Source organism: Paraburkholderia sp. MM6662-R1, from assembly GCF_050436245.1.
GTDB lineage: Bacteria > Pseudomonadota > Gammaproteobacteria > Burkholderiales > Burkholderiaceae > Paraburkholderia > Paraburkholderia tuberum.
In genome coordinates this window covers 1,287,814-1,309,353 of sequence record NZ_JBNDLV010000003.1, presented here as the reverse complement: position 1 = coordinate 1,309,353, position 21,540 = coordinate 1,287,814, and the positions used below count along the sequence as shown (strand labels likewise).

The following is a 21,540-nucleotide window of genomic DNA, read 5'->3' as shown; positions in this document are numbered from 1 at the left end:
ACGCCGGAGCTGTGCCGATTCAGGCGTCTTCGCCGGTTGCGAATACGCCGTTTTCCGGTGCCGTCCGTTCGACGTCGATGCATTGCACGCGCCAGTGGCCGCTCGCGAGGATGCGGCCGTGCTCGGCGCACCACTGCACGCGGCCGACCTCGCCTTCGAACGGCCCGTCGAGCTGATTCAGATCGAGCCCCTCGAGCACGCAGACCGGCGCGGAGCTATGCGGCGCGCACACGAGCGTATTGCCGCAATCCATATGCAACGCGCCCCATTCGGGCAACTCGAGCCCGAAATGACCTTCGCGCGACCATTGCCGCGTGTCCTTGTCGAGCCAGAGAATGGCGAAGGCCATCGGGTTGACACGATCGAACGTGTCGAGATGAACAGTCAAACGCATGACATGTCTCCGCAATGTATACAACTGATTCGCATTGCCGGCGCCATCGCGCGTCGGCAGCGGGCCCGCTGCGTGCGCATCGAGTCCTTATTGGCTAAGTACCCATTGCACGAGCGTGTGCGCGTCCTGCGCCGATAACGGCCCACCGCGCTCGGCTCGGGCTCGCCATAGGCAACGCCGGCCGTCAGCGCGCACGCCGAGCACACGAGCAGACAGTTTCGGATTCGCGCAATCACGGCACGTACTCCCGTATCAGGAATAAGATCAGTGTACGGGCGGCGAAACGCCCCTTATTGACTTCGATCAAACGGTCTACGGCGCGGGCCGATCGCGCGACACAATGGCGCGCCTACGCTGATGAGAACGGCGCGCGCCTCGCTGTCCGCCATGACGGCAGCTTGTCGCCGCCGAAGCATCTGAAGGAGAACCCGATGCGAGCGATGGTGTTCGACGGCAGCTCGGCGACGCTGACCGAGCGGGAAGTGCCTGATCCGCGGCCCGGTGCCGGGGAGATCCTGATCGACGTTCATGCGTGCGGCGTGTGCCGCACGGACCTGCATCTGGTCGACCGCGAGCTCGAGCATCCAAAGCGGCCGGTGATTCCCGGCCACGAAATCGTCGGCGTGGTGGCCGAATTGGGCGCGGGCGTCAGCGGTTTCACGGTGGGCGAGCGGGTCGGCGTGCCGTGGGTCGGGCGCACCTGCGGCCACTGCCGCTACTGTCTGTCCGCCCGCGAAAATCTCTGCGACGACGCTGGCTTCACCGGCTACACGATCGACGGCGGCTACGCCGAGCGCACGGTCGCCGACAGCCGCTACTGCTTTCATCTGCCGCCGCACTACAGCGATGTCGAGGCCGCGCCGCTGCTGTGCGCGGGTCTGATCGGCTATCGCACGTTGAGCATGGCGGGCGACGCCGAACGGATCGGCATCTACGGTTTCGGCGCGGCCGCGCATCTCGTCGCGCAGGTGGCGCGTCACCAGCAGCGCACCGTCTATGCGTTCACGCGTCCCGGCGACCACGCGGCCCAGCAACTCGCGCTGCGCCTCGGCGCGGCATGGGCCGGCGGCAGCGACGAGGCACCGCCCGGCGAACTCGACGCCGCGCTGCTGTTCGCGCCGGTCGGCGCACTGGTGCCGCTGGCGTTGCAGGCGGTCGCGAAAGGCGGCGTGGTGGTGTGCGGCGGCATTCATATGAGCGACATTCCGTCGTTCCCGTACGCGTTTCTGTGGGGCGAGCGGCGCGTGGTGTCGGTCGCGAATCTGACCCGCGACGATGGGCTTCAGTTCATGCGCAGCGCCGCCGAGATGCAGCTCGCGATCGAGACGACGACTTACGCGTTGCGCGACGCGAACCGCGCGCTCGACGATCTGCGCAACGGCAACCTGACCGGCGCGGCCGTGCTCGCGGTCCGCCCGTGATCCGCTAGCGAGCCGTTGGCGCTTGATACAGATCAAGCCGCGCGCCGCGTCGGCGTTCATTCATGTAAGCGCGAACCGTTGGCGTCCCCGTCACGGGCCGAGGTGTGAAGCGACGCGCTTGACGCGCCGCCTCGCGGTGCGACGATCCGAGGAGAGCCGATGAACACTGCTGCCGGGCGCAACACCTTCCACCGCGTGATGATCGCGTCCGCGGGCGGCAGCGGACTGCCGCTCGGCACGCGCGTCGCCCGGCAGTTGGTCGCGGCGGATGCGCGCTTTCGTCTCGTCGATATCGTTTGCAATCCTGCCGCGCTTTATCCGACGCTGATGCTCAGCTATCCGGACTGGTGCGAGGCGCATCGCGCGATGCTGCACGGCGCGCAGGCCGCGCTGCGCGACGCGGTGATCGCGTTGCACGGCGTCGTCGCGGCGACCGACGCCGAGATCGTCGATCTCACCGCGCTGCATCAGGGCGCGGCCGAAGCGCTCGCTCACACGGCGACGCAATGGGACGCGGATCTGGTCGCGGTGGCCGCGCATCCGCGTGAACATCGCTGGGACAGCCGTATCGATCCCGAGGAACTGGTCGCGTCGATCGGGCGTCCGGTGCTGTACATGCCGGCGAGGTCGACCGACGCGAGCGATGCCTCGGCGGTGAGCCGCGTGCTGGTCGCGATCGATGGCAGCGACACCGCGCTCGACGCGCTGCGCACCGCGCTCGCGGTAGCGCCGCCCGACGCGCGCATCAAGGTCGTCTACGCGGCCGACGACCGCTTCGCGTGGTGCGAATGGCTGCCGTTCGAAGTCGTGTCGCAGCATCGAATCGATGTCTTGCGGCGCGGCGCGGCGATGCTCGAACAAAGCCGGCGCGCGGCCGAAACCGCGTTGCTCGAGTTCGACGATGATTGCGGCGATGCGTCGAGCGCGATTCTCGACGAAGCGCAACGCTGGCACGCGGACCTGATCGTGATGGGTTCGCACGGCATGCGCGGCGCGCCGCACCCTTTGCCGGGGCACGTGACGTCGCGCACGCTGCGCGACGCGGCGTGTCCCGTGCTCGTGTGTCCGCGCGGCGCGTCGTCGTTGCGGGCGGACGACGTGCCGCACGGCGAGTGGCGGGAGCCGTATCTGGGCAGTCCGGGCGGGCCCTTTTATCTGTAGCAGGGGCGCGCCACGCGCGTTGACAAATCCAACCTCAGTGGAGAATCGGCATGTACCAACATATCCTCGTCGCGCTAGACGGCAGTACTTTCTCGAAACGCGCGCTGAAAGAAGCGGTGAATCTCGCCGCGTTGACGAAGGGCGTCGTGCATCCGGTTTATGTGGTCGACAAGACGCCGCTCTTTTCCTATGCCGGCTATTACGACCCGCTCACGCTCGTCGAAGCCTTGCGCCAGGACGGCCAATTGGTGCTGGAGGAGGCCGAACAGGCCTGCGCCGCCGCCGATGTGCCTTGCCGCCCTGAAATGATCGAGTCGGAGAGCCTGTCCGACGACGTCGCCGCGATCGTGCTGCGCCACGGCGAGCAGATCCACGCCGATCTGCTTGTGCTGGGCACGCATGGGCGACGCGGCGTGCGGCGCCTCGTGATCGGCAGCGTGGCGGAGCGGGTGCTGCGTTTCTCGACCTGTCCGGTGCTGCTCATGCGCGAGCCAAGCACCGAGGATGCGCCAGCAGAGTAACCCGCGACAGCGGGGCGCGGCAGCGCGTGAGCATTACGCGAGCGCGTCGGCCGGTATCTGGATCGAGATCCTGAAGCCATGGCCCGGCGAGCTGGTGAACGACACGTTGCCGCGCAATTGCCGCACGCGTTCGCGAATGCCGAGCAAACCGAATGAATCTGTTCCCTGCGACCGATCCAGCGCGACACCCACGCCGTCATCCTCGATATCGAGCGATACGATGGGGTCCGCGCAGGTCATGTCGATGCGTACGCGGCTGGCCTTGGCGTGCCGCGCGACGTTCGTCAACGCCTCCTGAACGATGCGAAACAGCGCCGTCGCCGCGAATTCGCCGCACACCGGCTCGGCCGGTTCGAGATGCACGCTCGAGCGCACGTCGTAGCGTTTCGTGAAGTCTTCGGCCAGCCAGTCGAGCGCGGCGGCGAGCCCGAGGTCGTCGAGCAGCGGGGGCCGCAGATCGGCGGCGATACGCCGCAGCGAAGCGGCCATCCAGTCGATCTGCTTTTGCAGTTCATGCGTCTGCGCGGCCAGCGGCTCGGTGTCGGCCTGGCTTTTCAGCTTCGCTTCGAGCAGCGCGACGCTCATTTTCAGCGCGGTCAGCCGTTGGCCGAGATCGTCGTGCAGTTCGCGCGCCATACGTTTCTGCTCGTTTTCGCGGGCGATCTGCACGTGGGTGGATACCTGATCCGCGCGTTCGAGTTCCGCGAGGCGCATACGTTCGGTCAGGTCGCGCGTGATCTTGGCGAAGCCGAGCAGCGCGCCCGACGCGTCGTGCACGGCGGAAACGACCACGTTGGCCCAGAAACGCGAGCCGTCGCGACGTACGCGCCAGCCCTCGTCCTCGGTGCGGCCTACGGCTGCGGCGATTTCCAGTTCGCGGGCGGGCTTGCCGGCCGCGATGTCTTCCGGGGTATAGAACTTCGAGAAATGCTGGCCGATGATTTCTTCGGGCGTGTAGCCCTTGATGCGCTGTGCGCCGGGATTCCAGCTGGTCACGCGGCCGGACACGTCGAGCATGAAGATCGCATAGTCCTGAACCGCATCGATCAACATGAAATAGCGATCCTCGACTGGCCCATCCGAAACGGACGCCGCACTGCTGAAGCAGAAAGACTCGCCGCTCGACAGACCCATCGCTCCTCCGGGCGGTCACGCAAGGCCGCGCACCGCAATGCACCGAGTTATATCAGTTCGGGAGCGCTTGTTCCACCCGGCATGTCCCGCGAACGAACGTGAGGCGAGCGTCGCGTCGGCGTTCAAACCCGAGCCAGTCCTTCCGCGTCTTCGATGCGGATCGTTTTGCCGTTCGCCTTGACGAGGCGCTCGCGCTGGAACTTCGAGAACATCCGGCTCACCGTTTCGAGCTTCATGCCCAGAAAGCAGCCGATTTCCTCGCGGGTCATGCGCAAATGAAACTCCGCCGCGGAAAAGCCGCGCGCCTTGAAGCGCTTCGACAGATTCAGCAGAAACGTCGCGACGCGCTGTTCGGCGCTCATCGTGCCGAGCAGCATCATCTGGCTCGATTCGCGCACGATCTCGCTGCTCATCATCTGGTAGATGTGATGCTGCATCGGCTTCATCTCGCGACAGATTGCTTCGAGTTGCGCGAACGGAATGATGCACACGACGCTGTCTTCGAGCGCGATCGCATCGCAATTCTGCTTGCCCTCGCCGATGCCGTCGAGGCCGAGCGAGTCGCCGGCGATCTGGAAGCCAGTCACGTGCTCGCGGCCGTCGCGATGCATGACCACGGTCTTGAACGATCCGGCGCGGATCGCGTAGATGCTTTGAAACGCGTCGCCCGCGCGATACAGCGCGTCACCGCGTTTGATCGAGCGCGTCGAGCAGATCAACGTGTCGAGTCGGCTCAGTTCGTCGGATGTCAGCTCGGGCGGCATGCAGATCGCGCGCATCGCGCAGGTGGAGCAGCGCGTCACGGCGTAGCGTGTGGCCGCGGTGCGTGGCACGACGTGGATCGGTACGACGTGCGAACTGCGGGGCGCGTCGTGGCGGGGTTCACAGACTGTGGCAACTTGCATGCTCGGCTCCTGGCGCTCAGACCGGATGCGCACGACGCGCATAGGCAATCGCTTCGATGGCACGGCAGGCGAGTTCGAACTCCGAGGTCTTGTCGAAGCAGAAGTCGGCGCCCGCCGCTTCGCACGCTCGGCGAAACGCCGTCGTGCAATGATTGGTCAACACGATGCTGACGATGGACGGCCGCACCCGCGACAGCGCCGCGAGCAGCAGCAGATTGGTCTTGCCCGAGAAGCACGGGTCCAGCACCGCGACATCGGCGCGACTCGCGACGATGTCGTCGAACGTGTGCTCGACGCCGGCGGACTCGCCGGCGATTTCGATGCCGGGAATCAGCGCGATCAGGCAAGCAAGCCGGCGCCGGACCTCGGTCGCATCGTCGACGAGGAAGACTCTCGATAAGGTGGCTGGCGGGGCGGTGTCCATACCGACCAGTATTGGCGACCTCATCTCAGAAATATATCGGCGGGGATTTAAGCGGCGCTAGGAGTTCGGGTAGTGTTGTAGGAATATTCCTAGTGCATGGCTGGCGATGGGGTATGTAGCCGAGTGCGAGTACACGGCTACTTTCGACGTGACGGCTTCGAAAGTCGCAGGCATGCAGTTGATCAAGTAATCACGGAACGAGCCGATAAAGACCCATTGACCTGCGTCAAGCCGCGCGGCGGCGCGCGCTTCACACTGTCGGCGCGGACACGCGACGGCACCGCTTCGGTTCATGCCAGCGCTTTCACAGGGAGTCCAACATGTATGCACGAATTCTGGTTGCGCTCGACGACAGTCCCAGCGCGCAGCGCGCCTTTGCCGAGGCGCTGAAGCTCGCGAAGCTGACGGGCGCCACACTCGAAGCCTGCTGCGTGGTAGGGCACGGCAAGTGGTCGGACAATGCCGATGTGGCTTTCGAGCCGGAACCGGCGACCGCGGCGCAAGAATTCGCCAGCCGCGCGCTCGATGCACCGCGCGAGTTGATGCGCGAGGCGCAGGTGCCCGGCGGCGTGCGGGTGATCGACGCGTACGCCGAAAGCGTGTCCGCGGTGCTCGCGCGCGTCGCCGACGAAATCGAAGCCGATCTGATCGTGATGGGCACGCACGGCCGCCACGGCGTGCAGCGCTTTCTGCTCGGCAGCGTCGCGGAGTCGCTCGTGCGTGCGACCGACAAGCCGGTGCTGATCGTGCGGCATGACGAACCCGGGCACGCGCGGCCCTGAAGCGCCGCGTCGCGCAGCCGTGGCGCGATCGCGTAGGAGCGGCCGCGCAGCAGCCTGGTTTTCGCGGCTCAGCTCAGGTGAGTTCGTTTTCGGCGCAGGCCGGGACTGACCGATCGCGCGTCGCGCCGTTCGCGTGCGCGGGAACGCCATCAGCACCGGGCAGCTGGCGCTGCGCAGCACGCGCTCGGCGACGCTGCCGAGCATCAGTCGTTGAACACCACGGCGGCCGTGCGTGCCCATCACGATCGCGTCGGCGTGCCATTCGAGCGCCGCCTCGACGATGCGATGCGCGACGTCTTCGCCGGTGATCGCGGCTTCGACGGTGCGGGCCGTGCCCTTGATCCCGCGCGCGGTCATCCGGCTCTGGGCATCGGCCGCGATCCGCTTGCCTTCCTCGATGAAGGCGTCCTGGATCACGCAAGGGTCGAAGCCGGGCGCGTCGTAGGCGATGACGGGCACGTCGATCACGTACAGCGGCTGCAGCTCGGCGCCCGATTCGGCGGCAAGGGTCAGCGCGGCGTCGAACGCACGGGAGGCGGTGTCGCTGCCATCGAGCGCGACGAGTAGGCGGTGAAACATGGCGGACTCCTTAAGCGGTCACTTCAGTGCGACAACAGCACCGGCACGGTCATCGACTCGAGCATCGTGCGCGTCGCGCCGCCCAGTACGACTTCGTGCAGACGCGAATGCGCGTAGGCGCCCATCACGATCATGTCGCAGCCGAGGTCGGCCGCCTGCGACAGCAGCGCGTCGCCGACCGGCGTGCCGTCCGCGACGCTCAGTTCGCGCACGTCGATCTTGACGCCGTGACGTGCGACGGTGAGTGCGATGTCGTCGCCCGGAACCGTGTCGCGCGGCGGACGATCGCCCGATGAATGAACCGTCAGCAGCGTCACTTTGGACGCGTGCGCGAGGAACGGCAGCGCGTCGTGGATCGCGCGGGTGGCTTCGCGGCTGCCGTCCCACGCGATCAGCACGTGGCGGCCGGGCGCCGCGAAGGTGCCGCCCGACGGCACCAGCAGCACCGGCCGCCCGGCCGACAGCACGACGTGCTCGACGAACTGTTCGGCGACGAACGCCTCGGGATCGGTCGGATCGGTCTGCCCGAGCACGATCAGATCGGCGAGACGCGCATAGGGCGGCACGACGTCGTTCGCGTAGCCGTTCGCGGCGATCCAATGACCGTCGACGTTCGCGCGCGCGAGTTCCGCACGAAACAGCCGCTCGAGCGCGCTGGCACGCTCGTGCCGCAGACGCTCGTGCTCCGCGTAGTAGTCGGCGGTGCCGGCCATCACGAAGAACGCGTGCCGCGGTGGCACGTACGTCGAAAACAGGCCGGTCAGCGTCGCATGAAAGCGGTGTGCGAGCTGCAATGCGATTTCGAGGCGCGGATGTGCACGAACGCTCGTATCGAGGTGAACGAGAATGCTTTTGTAGCTCATCGCCAAAGCTCCGTGACAGAAACGTGGGGAAACGGGCGCAAGCAGGCTCGAGCCCGTCGTCAAATGGAGTCTAAGGGCCCGGCGGCCGCGGCTGTTGATGCAGATCAAGCGCGGGCCGCCGCGCGTTCAATACAGTGGCAGGCACGCTCGACGGTTTGCAACCGCGCCTGGCAATCCTATGCTGTGCTCTGGAGGGCAGCGATCATGATTTCCGAATCCGATGCGCCGCCCGGGCGCCCCGCTTCACCATGGACCTCGACGGCGTCCGGACCGCCCGAAGGCTGGCTCGACTACGCGGCGGCGTATCAGACCGCACAGGGCGCGGCACACGAGTACGCCGAGCGGTGCTTCGCCGACTGGAGCAAGTCGATCGCTTTCGTCGCGCAGCGTGAGGCGGACTGGTTCGGCGAGGCCAACCGCGCTTGCGCCGCCTGGTATGCGTGGTGGCAGGCGGGGTACGGCATCGCGCCAGGCGTCGCGCCGCTCGCGGGCGGCCTGAGCGCATGGTGGTGGAGCTCGCAGAACGCGCTGCCGTTCGCGGGCGTCGTTTAGCCGCGCGAGCCGGCAAGGCCGGCGCGCGCACCGTCAATGGCAGACACGGCAAGGAGGAGTTCAGATGGGAACGGATCGCGTGGCATTGGTCACAGGCGGGATGGGCGGTTTGGGCACGGCGGTCAGCCGGGCGCTTCATGACGCGGGCATGACGGTCGCGGTGACGCACTCGACGCACAACGATCACGTGTCGACATGGCTGCAGCACGAGCGCGACACGGGGCGCGACTTTCACGCGTACGAAGCCGACATCGCCGACTTCGATTCATGCGCGCGCTGCGCGCAACGCGTGCTGACCGAACTGGGCGCGGTAGACGTGCTGATCAACAACGCGGGCATCACGCACGACACGAGCTTCGCGAAGATGAGCAAGGAGCACTGGGACGCCGTGCTGCGCACCGATCTCGATGGCCTGTTCAACATGAGCAAGCCGCTGTTGCCCGGCATGCTCGAGCGGCGCCACGGCCGCATCGTCAACGTGGGGTCGGTCAACGGTTCGCGCGGCGCCTACGGGCAAACCAATTATTCAGCGGCCAAAGCGGGCGTGCACGGTTTCACGAAGGCACTTGCGCTCGAAACCGCGAAGCACGGCGTCACGGTGAACACGGTGTCGCCCGGTTATCTCGCGACCGCGATGGTCGAAGCGGTGCCGCGCGAGATCCTCGACACGAAGATCCTGCCGCAGATTCCGCTCGGCCGGCTGGGACGTCCGGACGAGGTGGCGGCGTTGATCGCGTTTCTATGCTCGGAGGAGGCGGCTTTTATCACCGGTGCGGACATTGCGATTAACGGGGGTATGCATATGCAGTGAGGGTGCTCGCCTTCACCGCGCTTGACCCACGTCAATGACTGTCTTTCTGGCAAGAACAAGATAAGCCCCATAGCAGGCGCCTGGACCCTGAGTCTGCGCGGAACAGGTTCGATCGACACTCGCAAGGGGAGGCGAAGATGGGCATCGACATGCAGATCGTCTACCTTGGCTTTGCGGGTGCCGCTCCGCTCGAAGCGGAAGCAGGTGCGCAACTGGTGCGTCTCGCGCGGTTTGGCGCGCTCGTGTCGCACTGCCATCTCGCCATCGAGGCGTTGCGTCCGGGATCGGCGCATCCGCTGTATGACGTGAGGCTGGATCTGGTCACGCCCGCGCGCGAGTTCAAGCCCGTCGCGCACTGCACTGACGACGACGCCAAAGCGGCGATCCGTCGCGCGTTCGATGCGGCGGAAATGACCCTCGAAACAGCGATCGGCACCGAGCGTGGGAACTGACGAACTTGCGTCGTGACGTGACGCTCGGCGTTCGTCAGATGCGGACTGCTGACGTTTTCCCGGCCACCTCACGCCGATTTGCGGTTTGCCGAACCCCTGGCCGCGCGGCGCGGCCGGCAAACCTTCAACGCGGCGTGCTCGACATCGCGCCAGAATTCGCAGAGCCCCGGATGAACCGCATCGCGCCAACGCGGCCCGATGAAGAGGTCGTAGTGATTGCACTGCTCGATGGTGAGCTGCCGCGCGGCGCGCATCGGCGATGCATCGCACAGCGCATGCGCGCAATGCGTTTGCCCCGCGCCCGTGATCTCGTCGCTGTCACCCTCGATCGAGCACAGCGGGGTATCGCGCAGCGCGGCGATTCGTACCCGGCGCCCGGCGACCGACCACAGATCGCGCGGCAACAGATGTTCGTGAAACACCACACGAAGCATGTCGAAGAAGTAGCACTCCGCCATGTCGAGCACCGCGGCATATTCGTTTGCCGAGCGCAGCGCCCGCTGCGCACCGGGCATGTCGCCGGCGAGCCATCGGGACCAGTAATCCGCTTCGAGTCGCAACTGCCGCTCCGGATGCGCGGCAAAAATCGCGGTCTGCTGGATGAAGCCCGGATACACGAGACGCCCCGCGCCGCAATAGGGCGGTGGAACGATATCGATCGCATGGTCGTGAAACCACTCGAGCGAATGGGAACTGGCGAAGCGGTCGGTGATGGTCGGGTTCAAACGGGTATCGATCGGGCCGCCGAGTAGCGAGAGGCTCGCGATCGGCGCCGCCTCGTCCATGGCGAGCAGCGCCGCGGCGCCGAGCGCAGGCACGCTCGCCTGACAGATCGCGATCACATGAACCGGCGAACCGAACGCGCGGGCGGCGCCGACGAAGCTTTCGAGCGCCTGCACGTAGTCGTCGAGCGATAGCGGGCCCGCTTCGCGCGGCACGTCGCGCGCGTCGGCCCAATCGGTCACGAACACGTCACGTTCCTCGAGCAGCGTTTCGACGGTCTCGCGCAGCATGACTGAGTGATGTCCGGCGAGGGGCGCGCACAACAGCACCGGCAGTTTTGCGTCGGTAGGGGGTGTAGAGGGGTTGCGCTTGAACCTGAGCAGCGCGCCGAGCGGCAAGGAGGCGACGACGCTTTCGTCGACGGTAACGCGGCTACCGTTGCCGGCAACGGAGTGGATCGCGAATGTCGGCGTTCGTTCGAAAGCGCAGGCGGATCTCAGCAGCCAGTAGCTGAACGCGTCGGCCGCCTGCTCCGGGCCGAGCCAGCCCGCTTGCGGGCGCGGCCCCGACTCCGGTTCGGACAGAACTCCTCCGACCATCGCGCGCGCGAGGCGTTGCTGTGCATCGATGAAGGCGTACCACATGATGAACTCCGACGTTCGTCGATCATGAGGGCAGCGTGGCCGCACCGGCACGAACTCGTGACGCGGATACCGTCGCAAAGCTTACCGCGAAACGTCGCGGCGAGGGGCGCGAAATCGGTGCGCGCGGCGCGCCAAGCACGCCGCGTGCAAGAGGCATTGCGCGTTTTCCCGGCAGGGTTTTCACGCGATGGCGTGCGTCTGAAACGGAGCTGAAAGTATCGGGGAAAGCGAACGACGTCGAGCGTGACTCATGGTTCGTGTTGACGGTTGACGTGGATCAACGAGAGAGGCGTTGCGGGCCATTACGCTGACGATGGCAGTCGCTCGCGACAACCCCGAGGAGCATCCAATGGCCATATCAGCAAACGCGCAGGAAGGAACATGGTCCGTGAGCGTCGAGACGCGGGAGGCGCAGGAAGGCGGGTTCCTGTCGACGATCCATGTCAAACATGTGTCGCCCGAGGGTGACTTCGAACGCACCTTTCATCAGTCGCAGGTGTTCGCCGTGGAAAGAGAAGCGGTACTCGAAGGCTTGCGCGAAGGCATGACGTGGATCGCGCTGAAGACGACGCGGACCATCGGGGTGTAACAGCGCACCGCGCCTCGCGTGCTCGCCGCAACAGGCAACGCGTGCGAGGTAGCGGTGCTCGAGCGTCGCGATGCGTGTCTTCAGATTCCGCTCGTCGGATCGACACGTGTCGCGGGATCGCTTTCGACGACACTGCGCGTCGCTTCCCAGTACGGTTCGCGATGATAGAACTGATGGACCGACGTCCCCCATGCGCGATCGGCCATTGCCGGCCAATGGTCCTTGTCGAAGCCCGGCGAGCTTTTCACCTGCTCGGCCGTGGCGTCCAGCTGGAAGCACTTGCGGTCCGTGTCGAGCGTCAGCGAACGCCACGGGATCGCGTGCAAGGTCCCGCCGATGCCGAGGAAAGCGCCCTCCGTCAGCACCGCATACGCGATGCGGCCGCTGCGCACGTCGAGCATGATGTCGGAGATTTTGCCGAGGTCCTGGCCATCGGAAGAGATCACCTTGTTGCCGTCGAGCGTCGCGGCGGCCATGACCTCGGGTCCGGGACCGTCGCCGACGCCGCTGCCGGCGATACGTGCGCCGGCGCTGGGCTGTACGGGAGTCGCGGAGGCGTTCGGGTCGAGCGGATCGAGCGGGTTCATGTCGAAACTCCTGATTTCCACGGAATATCTGCGGTTCGCAAGACCCGTACCCGAGACCGGATTCGAAGACTAGAATAAAAACACGCCGTGTCGAGACGGCTGCGCTGCGCCCGGATAGGGGGAGCGATCATGCGTTGTGGAATCGTTGGTCTATGCACTGGCGTGGCGGGCGTATGTGTGTTGTCTGGCTGCGTCTATTACGGTCCTTATTCGTACTATCCGGGAGCCGGTGGCTATTACGCCTGCACCAGCGCCACTGCCACCGGCCCCGCGCAAGCATCGTCTGGCAACGCGCCTGTGCCGGCGAGCGGTACGGCGGCCGCGAATCCGGCGCCAAACGACTTGCCGTTGTCGGGACAGAATTGCACGTACGTCGCGGTACCTGCGCCTGCTTATTACGGCTATCCCGGGTATTACGGTTATCCGGGCTATTACGGTTATCCCGGCTATTACGGCTATCCCTATGGCTATTCATGGCCGGGCTACTACGGATGGTGGGGACCGTCAGTGGTGATCGGAGGCTACTGGGGCGGTGGCTATGGCCATGGCGGCTATTACGGCCACTGGCACGGAGGACATGGCGGGCACTGGCATTGAGCAGCCAGCACGCCAGCCAACTACGAAAACGTCTCCGGATAAAGATCCTCGCTCATGTCGAGATTGCCAGTCTGCGCGTAGATCAGCGGGTCGCCGTCCGCGCCGGCTAGCGCGCCATCGACGACGCGCCCAACTATCAGCCGATGATCTCCCGCCTCGATGTCGCCGGTCACCCGGCAGTCGAAATGCGCGAGCGCATCGAGTAACAGCGGCGCGCCGGTCACGCCGGTACGCCAGCGAGCCACCGCGAGCTTGTCGACGGCTCGGCCCGACTGCGTGCCGAAGTGCTCGGCGACCCTCTGTTGATCCGCGCGCAACACGCTGATCGCGAACACCGCGCCGCTGCGCAGTAGTTCGTACGACTCATGCTCGGGACTGATGCCGAGCGCGACCAGCAATGGTGAAAACGAAACCTGCATCACCGAGCTTGCGGTGAACGCATTGCGGCGCTCGCCGTCCGCTACGCCGATCACATACACACCCGCAGTCAAATGCCGGAAAAGCTGCGCGATCCTATTGCTCATAGGGCCTCCTGGATAAAATTTCGTCGCGTGTTGCATGCCCGTGCGGCTGCTCCGGAACATGCAAAACTTAAATATTGAATCGATATAAACATATCGAAACAGAATGAATCTCAGCGCGGTTGTTCGTCGATAGAGCGTGCATGTTCGGGGCGACCAAAAGCGTTGCACCAAGCGAGTGCGGCCGGCACGAGCGCGTGCACCGATTGGCACTTTCATCGGCCCAAAATAGACCACTCCTGTTCTCTTATAGGGACGTAAAAAAATCTTCGCGATAATCCCGCTATTCACCTGAAGAATTAGAGCGTATTGCCGATAACCAGTTATGTCCGGTACTGCGTTTCGCGTCGGTATGGCCTTGTGTTATAGCGGGCGCCAAAGCGGTGATGTACCTGCTTATCCGTTCGGGTTCTTACATTCTCAACAAAGCGAACTATGAATTTCGGCAATATGAAACTCGGCGCCAAGCTGATCAGTGCGTTCATCCTGGTTTCGATCATCAGCGCTGTTGTCAGCGGGATCGGCCTGCACAACATGGCGGAGATCAGTGCGAACGCAGACAAGACGTATCGGCAGGACCTTGTCGGGCTCAACCTGATACAGCAGGCTAACGCCGACGTACTGAGAGTCGGCACCTATCTGCGCAACGCGGTTCTGGCCACGACGGCCGCACAGCGGGCTGGCTCGCTCGATCAAGCTGACAAGGCCTTTGCCTCGTCACGTGAGCACCTCAATCAGGCGGAGCCGCTCATCTATACCGACAAAGGCAAGGCTACGTTCGCCGACCTCGATCAAGGTTGGCAGGCCTACATCCAGGCCTTCAATGAAATGAAAGGCAAGATCAACGCGGCGGCGTTAGGGGACCGGGACAGCCTGACCGAATACATGCTGGGCGAGTACCACGACAAAGGCTTCAAGACCCTCGTGCTGATGGGCAATCTGGTTGCCCTGAAACAGGCCGACGCGCAACGGACAGCTCAAGCCAACGATGCCGTGTACGAGGAAGGTCGAACTTTGATGCTGGTCTTCGTGGCGATGTCCGTGTCGATCGGCGTGGGAATCGGCATATGGATGATGCGTAGCGTAACGCGGCAACTGGGTACGGAGCCGGCGACGGCTGCTGCTGTGGCCAGAAGCGTGGCGGCCGGCGACCTGAACATCAGTATCGCCCTGCGGCCCGGCGACACGAACAGCCTGATGGCGTCGCTCAAAGCCATGTGCGACGCCCTGGTGCAGGTCGTATCAGAGGTGCGCGAGAACGCCGAAGGTGTCGCGACTGCGAGTGCGCAGATCGCACAAGGCAATCTGGATCTGTCGAGTCGCACGGAGCAACAGGCGGCGTCGCTCGAAGAAACGGCTTCCAGCATGGAGGAACTGACTGCGGCGGTCCGCCACAACACGGACAATGCAACCCAGGCTGCCACGCTCGCGGGTACCGCCTCGAGCGTCGCGCAACATGGCGGCGAGATCGTCGGGCGCGTGGTCGACACAATGCGTGACATCTCCACCAGCTCGGCCACGATGTCCGAGATTATCGGCGTCATCGAAGGCATCGCCTTCCAGACCAACATCCTCGCGCTGAACGCAGCGGTCGAAGCGGCCCGCGCGGGAGAACAGGGGCGGGGCTTCGCTGTCGTTGCGGGTGAAGTCCGCACGCTCGCGCAGCGCAGTGCGACTGCCGCGAAGGAAATCAAGGAGTTGATCTCGGACTCTCTCAGCCGGGTGGAGGCAGGCTCGATGCTCGTCGAAGAAGCGGGCGGTGCGATCAAGGAAATCGTGCAGTCAGTGAAGCGCGTGACCGACATCGTGGGCGAAATCTCGTCGGCATCGAGCGAGCAAAGCACCGGTATCGAACAGGTCAATCAGGCAGTCAACCAGATGGACCAGGTCACACAGCAAAACGCTGCGCTTGTCGAAGAGGCGTCGGCGGCAGCCCAGACAATGGCCCGGCAAGCGGAAAGCCTGCGCAAGACGGTCGCTTTTTTCAAGGTCGATGGCCAGAAGGCTGCTTCATCGCGAGCGACGACGCAAGCGGCAGTACCGCAACGCACGGCCCTGAACCGCGCCCCGTCCTCTGCTGTAACACCGGCAAAGGTTGCGAGGAGACCAATCCCCTCTTCAGAAGGTCCGGTAGTCGTCGCCGCCGCGACTGAGACGGACTGGCAGAAATTCTGAGCGATTCCGACCGGTTCCGGGTGCTTGATGACGTCGATTCATACCGTCGGCGCGTGCCAGCCCCGCGGGAGTCGAGCGGGCGAAGATCCGCGATACACGTGCGCCGGATGGCTATCAATGCGGCGCGGCGACTGCCTCAGGCACGCAGGCAGCGTGGATGATCAACAGTGCAGCCAGGGCGTGTGATTGTGGACGGAGACACCCGGGCCCGCCGGTCAAGCGGGTTCGAGGAAATAGCGCGATGCGCGACTGCACTCGACGTGCAGCGCCTTGAATGTCGTCTCGCCGTCTCCGCGCACTGGCCATCGCTGATCTCGTCTCGCGCCGCTCCGACATGCAGCGCGTGACGGGCAGATGCGCAGCGGTGAGATTCGATTAACGGTAACTCGTGAGATCGTAATCAAAACTATGGGATCAAACGCTCCGCTCAATGTCTCGACAATGGTTGTGAACTCGTTGGAGTCCGCCGGAATAGACCACGTGTTCCTGGTCCCGGGAAAACTGATCTATCCGCTGCTGGACGCAATCGACAACTCCCCTTTGATTCGCGGAATCGTAGGCGCTCATGAGACTGGCAGTGCTTTCATGGCCGATGGCTATGCCCGCGCCAGCCGGAAATTCGGCGTTTGCGCAGGGATTTCCGGCCCAGGCACGATGAATTTCGTTCCCGGCATGGCAGCCGCTCACGCAGACCGGATTCCGATGCTCTATATTGCCGGCGGGATCTCGTCGCACGCGGAAGGCAAAGGGGCGTTCCAGGATGCCACGCCCGGAGGCATTTTTGAAAGCGGCGTGGTCAGAAGTCTGGTGACGGATATCGTCGAGCTAAAGAACAAGGAAAATACTCAGGCCGAGATGCGTCGTGCGATCGAAGGGTTGAACTGGATGCGTCGAGCGCAGTCATTCATCAGTATCCCCGTAGACGTTCAAAAGCAGGATGTCCTGCCCGGTCAGGAGGTGGCACGGCAACCCTACGCTCACCGCGAATTTAACGCATGCGAAGTGCCCGCGAACCGCGCCGCTCTCGATGCGCTGTGCGATCAGTATCTGTTTCAGTCGAAGAGAGTCGCGTTTCTGGTCGGAAGTCGCGGCAATGATGCGGAAACCGCAAAGCTTCTTCTCGAGGTTGCCGAAGGCTTTCACATTCCAGTCGCAACGACACTATCGGGAAAAGGTGCATTTCCTGAGCAACATGCCCTTGCACTGGGTGTGTACGGATTTTCAAGTCATTCGCGCGCTGCACGGGTGATCAACTCCGACGAACTTGATGTACTAGTCGTATTTGGTAGCGACCTGAACCAGCGAGACAGCATGAACTGGAGCAGGAGGCTGACAGGGGGGAAGGAGCTATTCATCTTTGATGACAGCTTCGATTCACCGGCGATGGGGCACATTTCGCGTCAAGGAATCTTCTCCGGAATTTCCGCGAGCTTCCGGTTGCTGGCCCAGAAAGCCGCGGACAGCCCTCCCGGGCTGCCGCAAGCACTGCAAAGAAGAAAGGGGTGGATTGCCGAGATCAACGAGACCCCCCTGTACGACCACCGGTTCGAGCAGTTAGGAGCCCGAGTTTCCAGCGGTGACGAAGCGCTATATCCTGGAGACGTAGTTAAGCACTTGTGCCGGATTCTGCCGAAGGACAGCAACGTCGTGGTGGATTCCGGAGCCCACCGCATCTTCATGGCCCATTACTGGCTGTCGTCAGGTAAGGGCAACTACTTTTCGTCGAGCTCGCTCGCCCCGATGGGCTGGGCCATCGCAGCCGGAATCGGCGTCAAGCTTGCGGCCCCGGAACGCCCGTGTGTCGTGGTGACCGGCGATGGGTGCATGATGATGCACGGCATGGAGATTCAGACCGCGGCTCGATACCGAGTCAAGGTGATCTATGTGGTTCTGAACAACGCCGCACATGGCGCAATCCATATCGACGCTATCAGGAGTGGTTCGATTTCAGAGCAGTTCTCCAAATTGCCCTGTCATAGCTGGTCGGCTTTTGCATCGTCGATCGGTGTGGCCGCGCGCGCGGTTGAGCGCATCGACGAGCTTGATGGTGTACTGAGTGAAGCTTGTCAATATGACGGCCCCTTTCTGATCGAAGTCATCACCGGAGTTTTTCCCGCGCCGAACCGGTACTATGCAGAAGCCGAAGCCTGTCCGTGAGATTCCATCCTTCAACGCGGCAAAGCCAAGCGCATTGCTGAACGACGCCGCAATCAGACCGTCTGAACGCCGCGCCGCAGTTGTCAACAAAATGTCATTCGAACCGCCTAAGTTTAGACGTTCGAGCCGATGGCAAGGCTCGACGCGGCGATGGGCACGCCGGGCCTGCGGAATGCGCAAGAGAGGGATCGCGGCGCGTAGCTTGCTGCAACCATTGAACCGGTCAGTCAATCTCGTGGAGGCAAACCATGCTGTTCAAACGAGGAATTGCAGTTCTTGCCGTTGCTCTACCGCTCGCGGCCGCGCAAGCGCAAACCGTCAACATCACCGGCGCGGGCAGCACTTTTGCGGCCCCGATCTATAACAAGTGGGCTGACGCCTACCAAAAGGCGGGAGGCGGCAAGGTCAACTACCAAGGCATCGGTTCAGCGGGCGGCATCAAGCAGATCATCGCGAAGACCGTTGATTTCGCAGGTTCCGATGCGCCGATGAAGGAGGACGAACTGGCGAAGACTGGCCTGTTCCAATTCCCGACCGTGGTCGGCGGCGTCGTGCCGGTCGTGAACCTGCCCGGCGTGAAGCCGGGTCAACTCATTCTGTCGGGTGCCGTGCTTGGCGACATCTATCTGAACAAGATCAAGAAATGGAACGATCCGGCGATCGCCGCGCTGAATCCGGGTATGAAGCTGCCAGATACGGACATCGCCGTGGTGCGCCGCGCCGACGGTTCGGGCACGAGCTTCATCTGGACGAACTTTCTGTCGAAGGTGAACCCGGAGTGGAAGTCGAAGGTCGGCGAAGGCACGACGGTGAACTGGCCGACCGGTACGGGCGGCAAGGGCAATGACGGCGTTGCCGCGTTCGTGCAACGCCTGCCGGGCGCGGTCGGTTACGTCGAGTGGGCATATGCTAAGCAAAACAACATGATCTACACCAGCCTGAAGAATTCGGCCGGTATCGTGGTTGCGCCGAAGACCGAAACCTTCAAGGCGGCCGCCTCGGGCGCGGACTGGAAGACGACCTTCTACCAGATCCTGACGAACGAGCCCGGCAAGGACGCGTGGCCTGTCGTCGGCGCGACCTTCGTGCTCCTGCATGCGACGCAGGACAAGCCGGCGCAAGGCGCGGCAACGTTGAAGTTCTTCGACTGGGCGTTCAAGAACGGCGGCCAGGCTGCCAGCGATCTCGACTACATTTCGCTGCCGGATTCGGTCGTGGCGGAAATCCGCGCGCAATGGAAGACCAAGGTCAAGGACGCGTCGGGAAAACCGGTGTTTCAGTGAAGGCCTCGATGCCACCCGCCTCAAACGGCTTGTAATCGATCATGGACGAAGTCAATTGACGCAGGTCAATTGACTGACGCACAGAGGCGGGTAACGTGTGTGACGGTCCTTTATCACCGCACGCTCATCACACGCCACGGCACGCTCGCGATGTACCATGTCTGCGTGAAATCTCGCGCTGGATATCGTGGAGTACATCATGGGAAGCGCATGGAAACGCCGCTTCAAACTGTTTATCCAGCGTTTCTGGCAGCCAACCAGCGCGTGCATGACCTGTATGCCGGGGAGCTGGGGCAACATCATGAGCCTCACGCACTGGGCGATCGCATTCAAAACCGGGCTGCTCACCGGTGTGCTCGCCCTGCTGCTCACCTTCACGCCGGCGGCGAAGTGGTACGGGAATCGCTATAGCAACGCACTGCTCGTCGGTTGCCTGACCGCTATCGGCGATGCCTACTCTCATTTGAGCCAGTACCGCTTTCATGTTCTCGAACACGTCGCGACGGGGGTCATGTCAGGCCTGTTCGCGCTCGCTGCGTCGTACCTGTTCGAGGACCGCGCGCGCCGCATACGCGCGGCGTGGTCGCGCTTGTTCGGATAATAAGACTTCGATCTCGAACATCGTGAGACCTCACGATGAGTGTTGCGCGTGACAGGTTCGTGCCCGGATACATCGCGGTGAATTGTTCGCGTCAGTGCGGTGACGAAAGCAGTTTGAAGCGCTTCCACAGCTTCTTCAATGTCTGATGATCGGCAGCGACGCGTGACGCGAGGAAGCCGCGTGCGAAGGCCGCGCCCGAGGCTGCTTCCGGCGACGTTTTCAACAACGACTTCAGAAGCTGATCGGCGACGACGGCATCGTTGCGCCAGCCGAGATCATCCTGAAGCGCGGTGAGCGCGTCGACATAATGGCGAACGGCCTGCTTCGGGCATAGCGACGCAAAGAACTCGGTGGCGTATCGAACTTTTTTCGCCGCGATGCGGGCGCGGTGACGACGGTGATCGTCCAGATCGGCCAAACCCTTGCCACGTTTGATCAGTTTCTTGTGCCGACGACGCAGGACATCGGCGGCGAATGACTTCACCGGGCCGCTGATTGCGTTGCGCTGTTCGTCGGACATCTCATCTCGCCAACCTTTGCGGTTCATCCAGAGCGCGAACTGGAGCGCGAGCCGCGTGTAGCGAACCGACTCGACCGCGGCAGCCGCGCGCTGCCGGTTGTTGACGGCAATCTGCTCGCACGCCTGTCTGACGGGCCGGATCTCGTCCGCATTGCCGTCGGCGCCGGCATGGTCGAGCGTCGATCCCGCAAGCACTTCCCAGTCGCGCGCGCCACCGAGTTCCGAGGCAATCCAGCGCAACTCCTCGTCGAATCCGGACGAGGCGGGGATGACCTTCGCAAACAGGTCGAGAGCCGAACGCAAGCGACGAAGTCCCACGCGCATCTGATGGACGCTCGATGGAGCGTGGCCCGACACGACGCCCCGTTCATTCGCGTGGACCTGGTCCAGACAGTTGCGCACAATCACGCAGAACGCATCCTCGACCGAGTCGCGTTTGTTCAGTCGCACTGGTTGCGCTTTCACCGCCTCGCTATGCTCGTCAATGAGCAGTGCATACCCGACATCTGCCTTGCTGCGATGATCGATACGCAGCGGCACAGTTTCGAGCATTTCCAGCGCGACGCGGTACAGCACATCCGGATTGCCCTGTTTCAGTTCCAGTTCCACCGCGGCGATCTGCACTGATCCCGAATCCGCTTCGACGCTTCCTTCGTCGAGAGCAAGCTCGAGTTCGTCTCCGGACGGCTGGCGCAGCACAAACGCTGACCGGTTGATCCGCGTGACGAACACCGGCTTCAGTTGGGCCGCAACGGTCTCGTCGCGAATCAGCTTTCCGCAGTCGCTGTCGTCGGGGATCTGATCGTACAGCAGCGTTAGATCGGGCGCGTCGCTATTCACGGGCATCTCGAACTCGTCCCGGTCGAACAACCCCGCCTTGGCCGATCCTTCGCGCTTCAGCGTCTGGATTTTGTCGTTGCCGACGGTGCGCACGCGCAGCGAAGCCCCGCACCAGTGAAATGAAAAATCGGGCGTGTCGAAATAGGTGCTCGTCAGCAGGTGAGGCGTTCCCGCCGTGGCTTCTGATTGCGCAAGCATCGACGCGTTGCGCAATTTGACGAGATCTTCCTTCGCAACGCGCAGCTTCAGCTCCCGTTCCATGCCGCCTCCAAAATGCGCACCAGACCGTCAGACTACACCGGAT

General features: G+C 63.6%; 22 protein-coding genes and 2 pseudogenes. 13 read left to right on the top strand and 11 right to left on the bottom strand.

Features of this window, described 5'->3' with window-relative positions; translation table 11 throughout:
- Positions 1 to 19 precede the first annotated feature (19 nt).
- Positions 20 to 394, bottom strand: a complete 375-nt coding sequence (locus OKW39_RS28995; protein ID WP_090810855.1) for a DUF3564 domain-containing protein — start codon at positions 392 to 394, stop codon at positions 20 to 22.
- Positions 395 to 825: 431 nt separating this feature from the next.
- On the opposite strand from OKW39_RS28995, the gene OKW39_RS28990 reads away from it, so the two are divergent.
- From OKW39_RS28990 to OKW39_RS28980, 3 genes are all read left to right on the top strand, one after another.
- Positions 826 to 1,815, top strand: a complete 990-nt coding sequence (locus tag OKW39_RS28990) for a zinc-dependent alcohol dehydrogenase family protein (protein ID WP_429564194.1) — start codon at positions 826 to 828, stop codon at positions 1,813 to 1,815.
- A 159-nt stretch (positions 1,816 to 1,974) separates the two neighbouring features.
- Positions 1,975 to 2,976, top strand: coding sequence for a universal stress protein (locus tag OKW39_RS28985; RefSeq protein WP_429360142.1), 1,002 nt, complete (start codon positions 1,975 to 1,977; stop codon positions 2,974 to 2,976).
- A gap of 50 nt (positions 2,977 to 3,026) precedes the next feature.
- Positions 3,027 to 3,497, top strand: a complete 471-nt coding sequence (locus tag OKW39_RS28980; RefSeq protein WP_429360140.1) for a universal stress protein — start codon at positions 3,027 to 3,029, stop codon at positions 3,495 to 3,497.
- Here OKW39_RS28980 and OKW39_RS28975 read toward each other — a convergent pair.
- From OKW39_RS28975 to OKW39_RS28960, 4 genes and pseudogenes are all read right to left on the bottom strand, one after another.
- Positions 3,457 to 3,597: pseudogene (locus tag OKW39_RS28975) on the bottom strand (hypothetical protein); the annotation flags it as partial. The gene OKW39_RS28980 and the pseudogene OKW39_RS28975 sit on opposite strands and share 41 nt — an antisense overlap.
- Positions 3,531 to 4,631, bottom strand: coding sequence for a PAS domain-containing sensor histidine kinase (locus OKW39_RS28970; protein WP_429564193.1), 1,101 nt, complete (start codon positions 4,629 to 4,631; stop codon positions 3,531 to 3,533). The pseudogene OKW39_RS28975 and the gene OKW39_RS28970, both read right to left, overlap by 67 nt.
- Before the next feature lie 122 nt (positions 4,632 to 4,753).
- The gene (gene fnr, locus OKW39_RS28965; RefSeq protein WP_429564192.1) at positions 4,754 to 5,536 is read right to left on the bottom strand and encodes a fumarate/nitrate reduction transcriptional regulator Fnr; all 783 of its coding nucleotides are present in this window, start codon (positions 5,534 to 5,536) and stop codon (positions 4,754 to 4,756) included.
- Between the two features lie 16 nt (positions 5,537 to 5,552).
- Positions 5,553 to 5,960, bottom strand: a complete 408-nt coding sequence (locus OKW39_RS28960) for a two-component system response regulator (RefSeq protein ID WP_429332667.1) — start codon at positions 5,958 to 5,960, stop codon at positions 5,553 to 5,555.
- 320 nt (positions 5,961 to 6,280) lie between these two features.
- Between OKW39_RS28960 and OKW39_RS28955 the strand changes: the two genes are divergently transcribed.
- On the top strand, positions 6,281 to 6,742 hold the full coding sequence (locus OKW39_RS28955; protein WP_187613365.1) for a universal stress protein: 462 nt from the start codon (positions 6,281 to 6,283) through the stop codon (positions 6,740 to 6,742).
- 207 nt (positions 6,743 to 6,949) lie between these two features.
- Here OKW39_RS28955 and OKW39_RS28950 read toward each other — a convergent pair.
- Together OKW39_RS28950 and OKW39_RS28945 are read right to left on the bottom strand one after the other, a co-directional pair.
- A pseudogene (locus tag OKW39_RS28950) lies at positions 6,950 to 7,321 on the bottom strand (universal stress protein); the annotation flags it as partial.
- A 23-nt stretch (positions 7,322 to 7,344) separates the two neighbouring features.
- A complete protein-coding gene (locus tag OKW39_RS28945) occupies positions 7,345 to 8,184 on the bottom strand; it encodes a universal stress protein (RefSeq protein ID WP_184069548.1) in 840 nt (279 codons plus the stop codon).
- A gap of 204 nt (positions 8,185 to 8,388) precedes the next feature.
- Here OKW39_RS28945 and OKW39_RS28940 point away from each other — a divergent pair, with 204 nt between their 5' ends.
- The 3 genes from OKW39_RS28940 (at position 8,389) to OKW39_RS28930 (ending at position 9,999) form a co-directional block, all read left to right on the top strand.
- Positions 8,389 to 8,736 carry a polyketide synthase gene (locus OKW39_RS28940; RefSeq protein WP_429332669.1) on the top strand — a complete coding sequence of 116 codons (348 nt, stop codon included), beginning with the start codon at positions 8,389 to 8,391 and terminating at the stop codon, positions 8,734 to 8,736.
- A 64-nt stretch (positions 8,737 to 8,800) separates the two neighbouring features.
- Positions 8,801 to 9,547 (top strand): acetoacetyl-CoA reductase, encoded by a 747-nt coding sequence (phbB, locus tag OKW39_RS28935; RefSeq protein ID WP_187613367.1) that lies wholly within the window; start codon positions 8,801 to 8,803, stop codon positions 9,545 to 9,547.
- Positions 9,548 to 9,684: 137 nt separating this feature from the next.
- Complete coding sequence (locus OKW39_RS28930) at positions 9,685 to 9,999, top strand: hypothetical protein (RefSeq protein WP_429332670.1); 315 nt, start codon at positions 9,685 to 9,687, stop codon at positions 9,997 to 9,999.
- A gap of 68 nt (positions 10,000 to 10,067) precedes the next feature.
- On the opposite strand, the gene phaZ is transcribed toward OKW39_RS28930, so the two are convergent.
- Positions 10,068 to 11,366, bottom strand: a complete 1,299-nt coding sequence (gene phaZ / locus OKW39_RS28925) for a polyhydroxyalkanoate depolymerase (protein ID WP_429564191.1) — start codon at positions 11,364 to 11,366, stop codon at positions 10,068 to 10,070.
- 349 nt (positions 11,367 to 11,715) lie between these two features.
- On the opposite strand from phaZ, the gene OKW39_RS28920 reads away from it, so the two are divergent.
- The gene (locus tag OKW39_RS28920; protein ID WP_090811852.1) at positions 11,716 to 11,955 is read left to right on the top strand and encodes a hypothetical protein; all 240 of its coding nucleotides are present in this window, start codon (positions 11,716 to 11,718) and stop codon (positions 11,953 to 11,955) included.
- Between the two features lie 80 nt (positions 11,956 to 12,035).
- Here OKW39_RS28920 and OKW39_RS28915 read toward each other — a convergent pair whose 3' ends face one another.
- Complete coding sequence (locus OKW39_RS28915; RefSeq protein WP_184044898.1) at positions 12,036 to 12,542, bottom strand: PRC-barrel domain-containing protein; 507 nt, start codon at positions 12,540 to 12,542, stop codon at positions 12,036 to 12,038.
- A 129-nt stretch (positions 12,543 to 12,671) separates the two neighbouring features.
- Between OKW39_RS28915 and OKW39_RS28910 the strand changes: the two genes are divergently transcribed.
- Positions 12,672 to 13,139 carry a hypothetical protein gene (locus OKW39_RS28910; RefSeq protein ID WP_429564190.1) on the top strand — a complete coding sequence of 156 codons (468 nt, stop codon included), beginning with the start codon at positions 12,672 to 12,674 and terminating at the stop codon, positions 13,137 to 13,139.
- Positions 13,140 to 13,159: 20 nt separating this feature from the next.
- Here the strand turns inward: OKW39_RS28910 and OKW39_RS28905 are convergent, their stop codons facing one another.
- Entirely contained in the window at positions 13,160 to 13,663 is a 504-nt protein-coding gene (locus OKW39_RS28905; protein ID WP_429564189.1) for a flavin reductase family protein, read from the bottom strand.
- Between the two features lie 447 nt (positions 13,664 to 14,110).
- Between OKW39_RS28905 and OKW39_RS28900 the strand changes: the two genes are divergently transcribed.
- From OKW39_RS28900 to OKW39_RS28885, 4 genes are all read left to right on the top strand, one after another.
- Positions 14,111 to 15,835 (top strand): methyl-accepting chemotaxis protein, encoded by a 1,725-nt coding sequence (locus tag OKW39_RS28900; protein ID WP_429564188.1) that lies wholly within the window; start codon positions 14,111 to 14,113, stop codon positions 15,833 to 15,835.
- 354 nt (positions 15,836 to 16,189) lie between these two features.
- On the top strand, positions 16,190 to 17,992 hold the full coding sequence (locus OKW39_RS28895; RefSeq protein ID WP_429564187.1) for a thiamine pyrophosphate-binding protein: 1,803 nt from the start codon (positions 16,190 to 16,192) through the stop codon (positions 17,990 to 17,992).
- Positions 17,993 to 18,240: 248 nt separating this feature from the next.
- Positions 18,241 to 19,275: a phosphate ABC transporter substrate-binding protein PstS gene (gene pstS / locus OKW39_RS28890; RefSeq protein WP_090810888.1), complete on the top strand. Its 1,035-nt coding sequence runs from the start codon at positions 18,241 to 18,243 to the stop codon at positions 19,273 to 19,275.
- A gap of 199 nt (positions 19,276 to 19,474) precedes the next feature.
- On the top strand, positions 19,475 to 19,876 hold the full coding sequence (locus OKW39_RS28885) for a hypothetical protein (RefSeq protein WP_090810890.1): 402 nt from the start codon (positions 19,475 to 19,477) through the stop codon (positions 19,874 to 19,876).
- Positions 19,877 to 19,967: 91 nt separating this feature from the next.
- Here the strand turns inward: OKW39_RS28885 and OKW39_RS28880 are convergent, their stop codons facing one another.
- Positions 19,968 to 21,497: a CHAD domain-containing protein gene (locus OKW39_RS28880; protein ID WP_429564186.1), complete on the bottom strand. Its 1,530-nt coding sequence runs from the start codon at positions 21,495 to 21,497 to the stop codon at positions 19,968 to 19,970.
- Positions 21,498 to 21,540 lie beyond the last annotated feature (43 nt).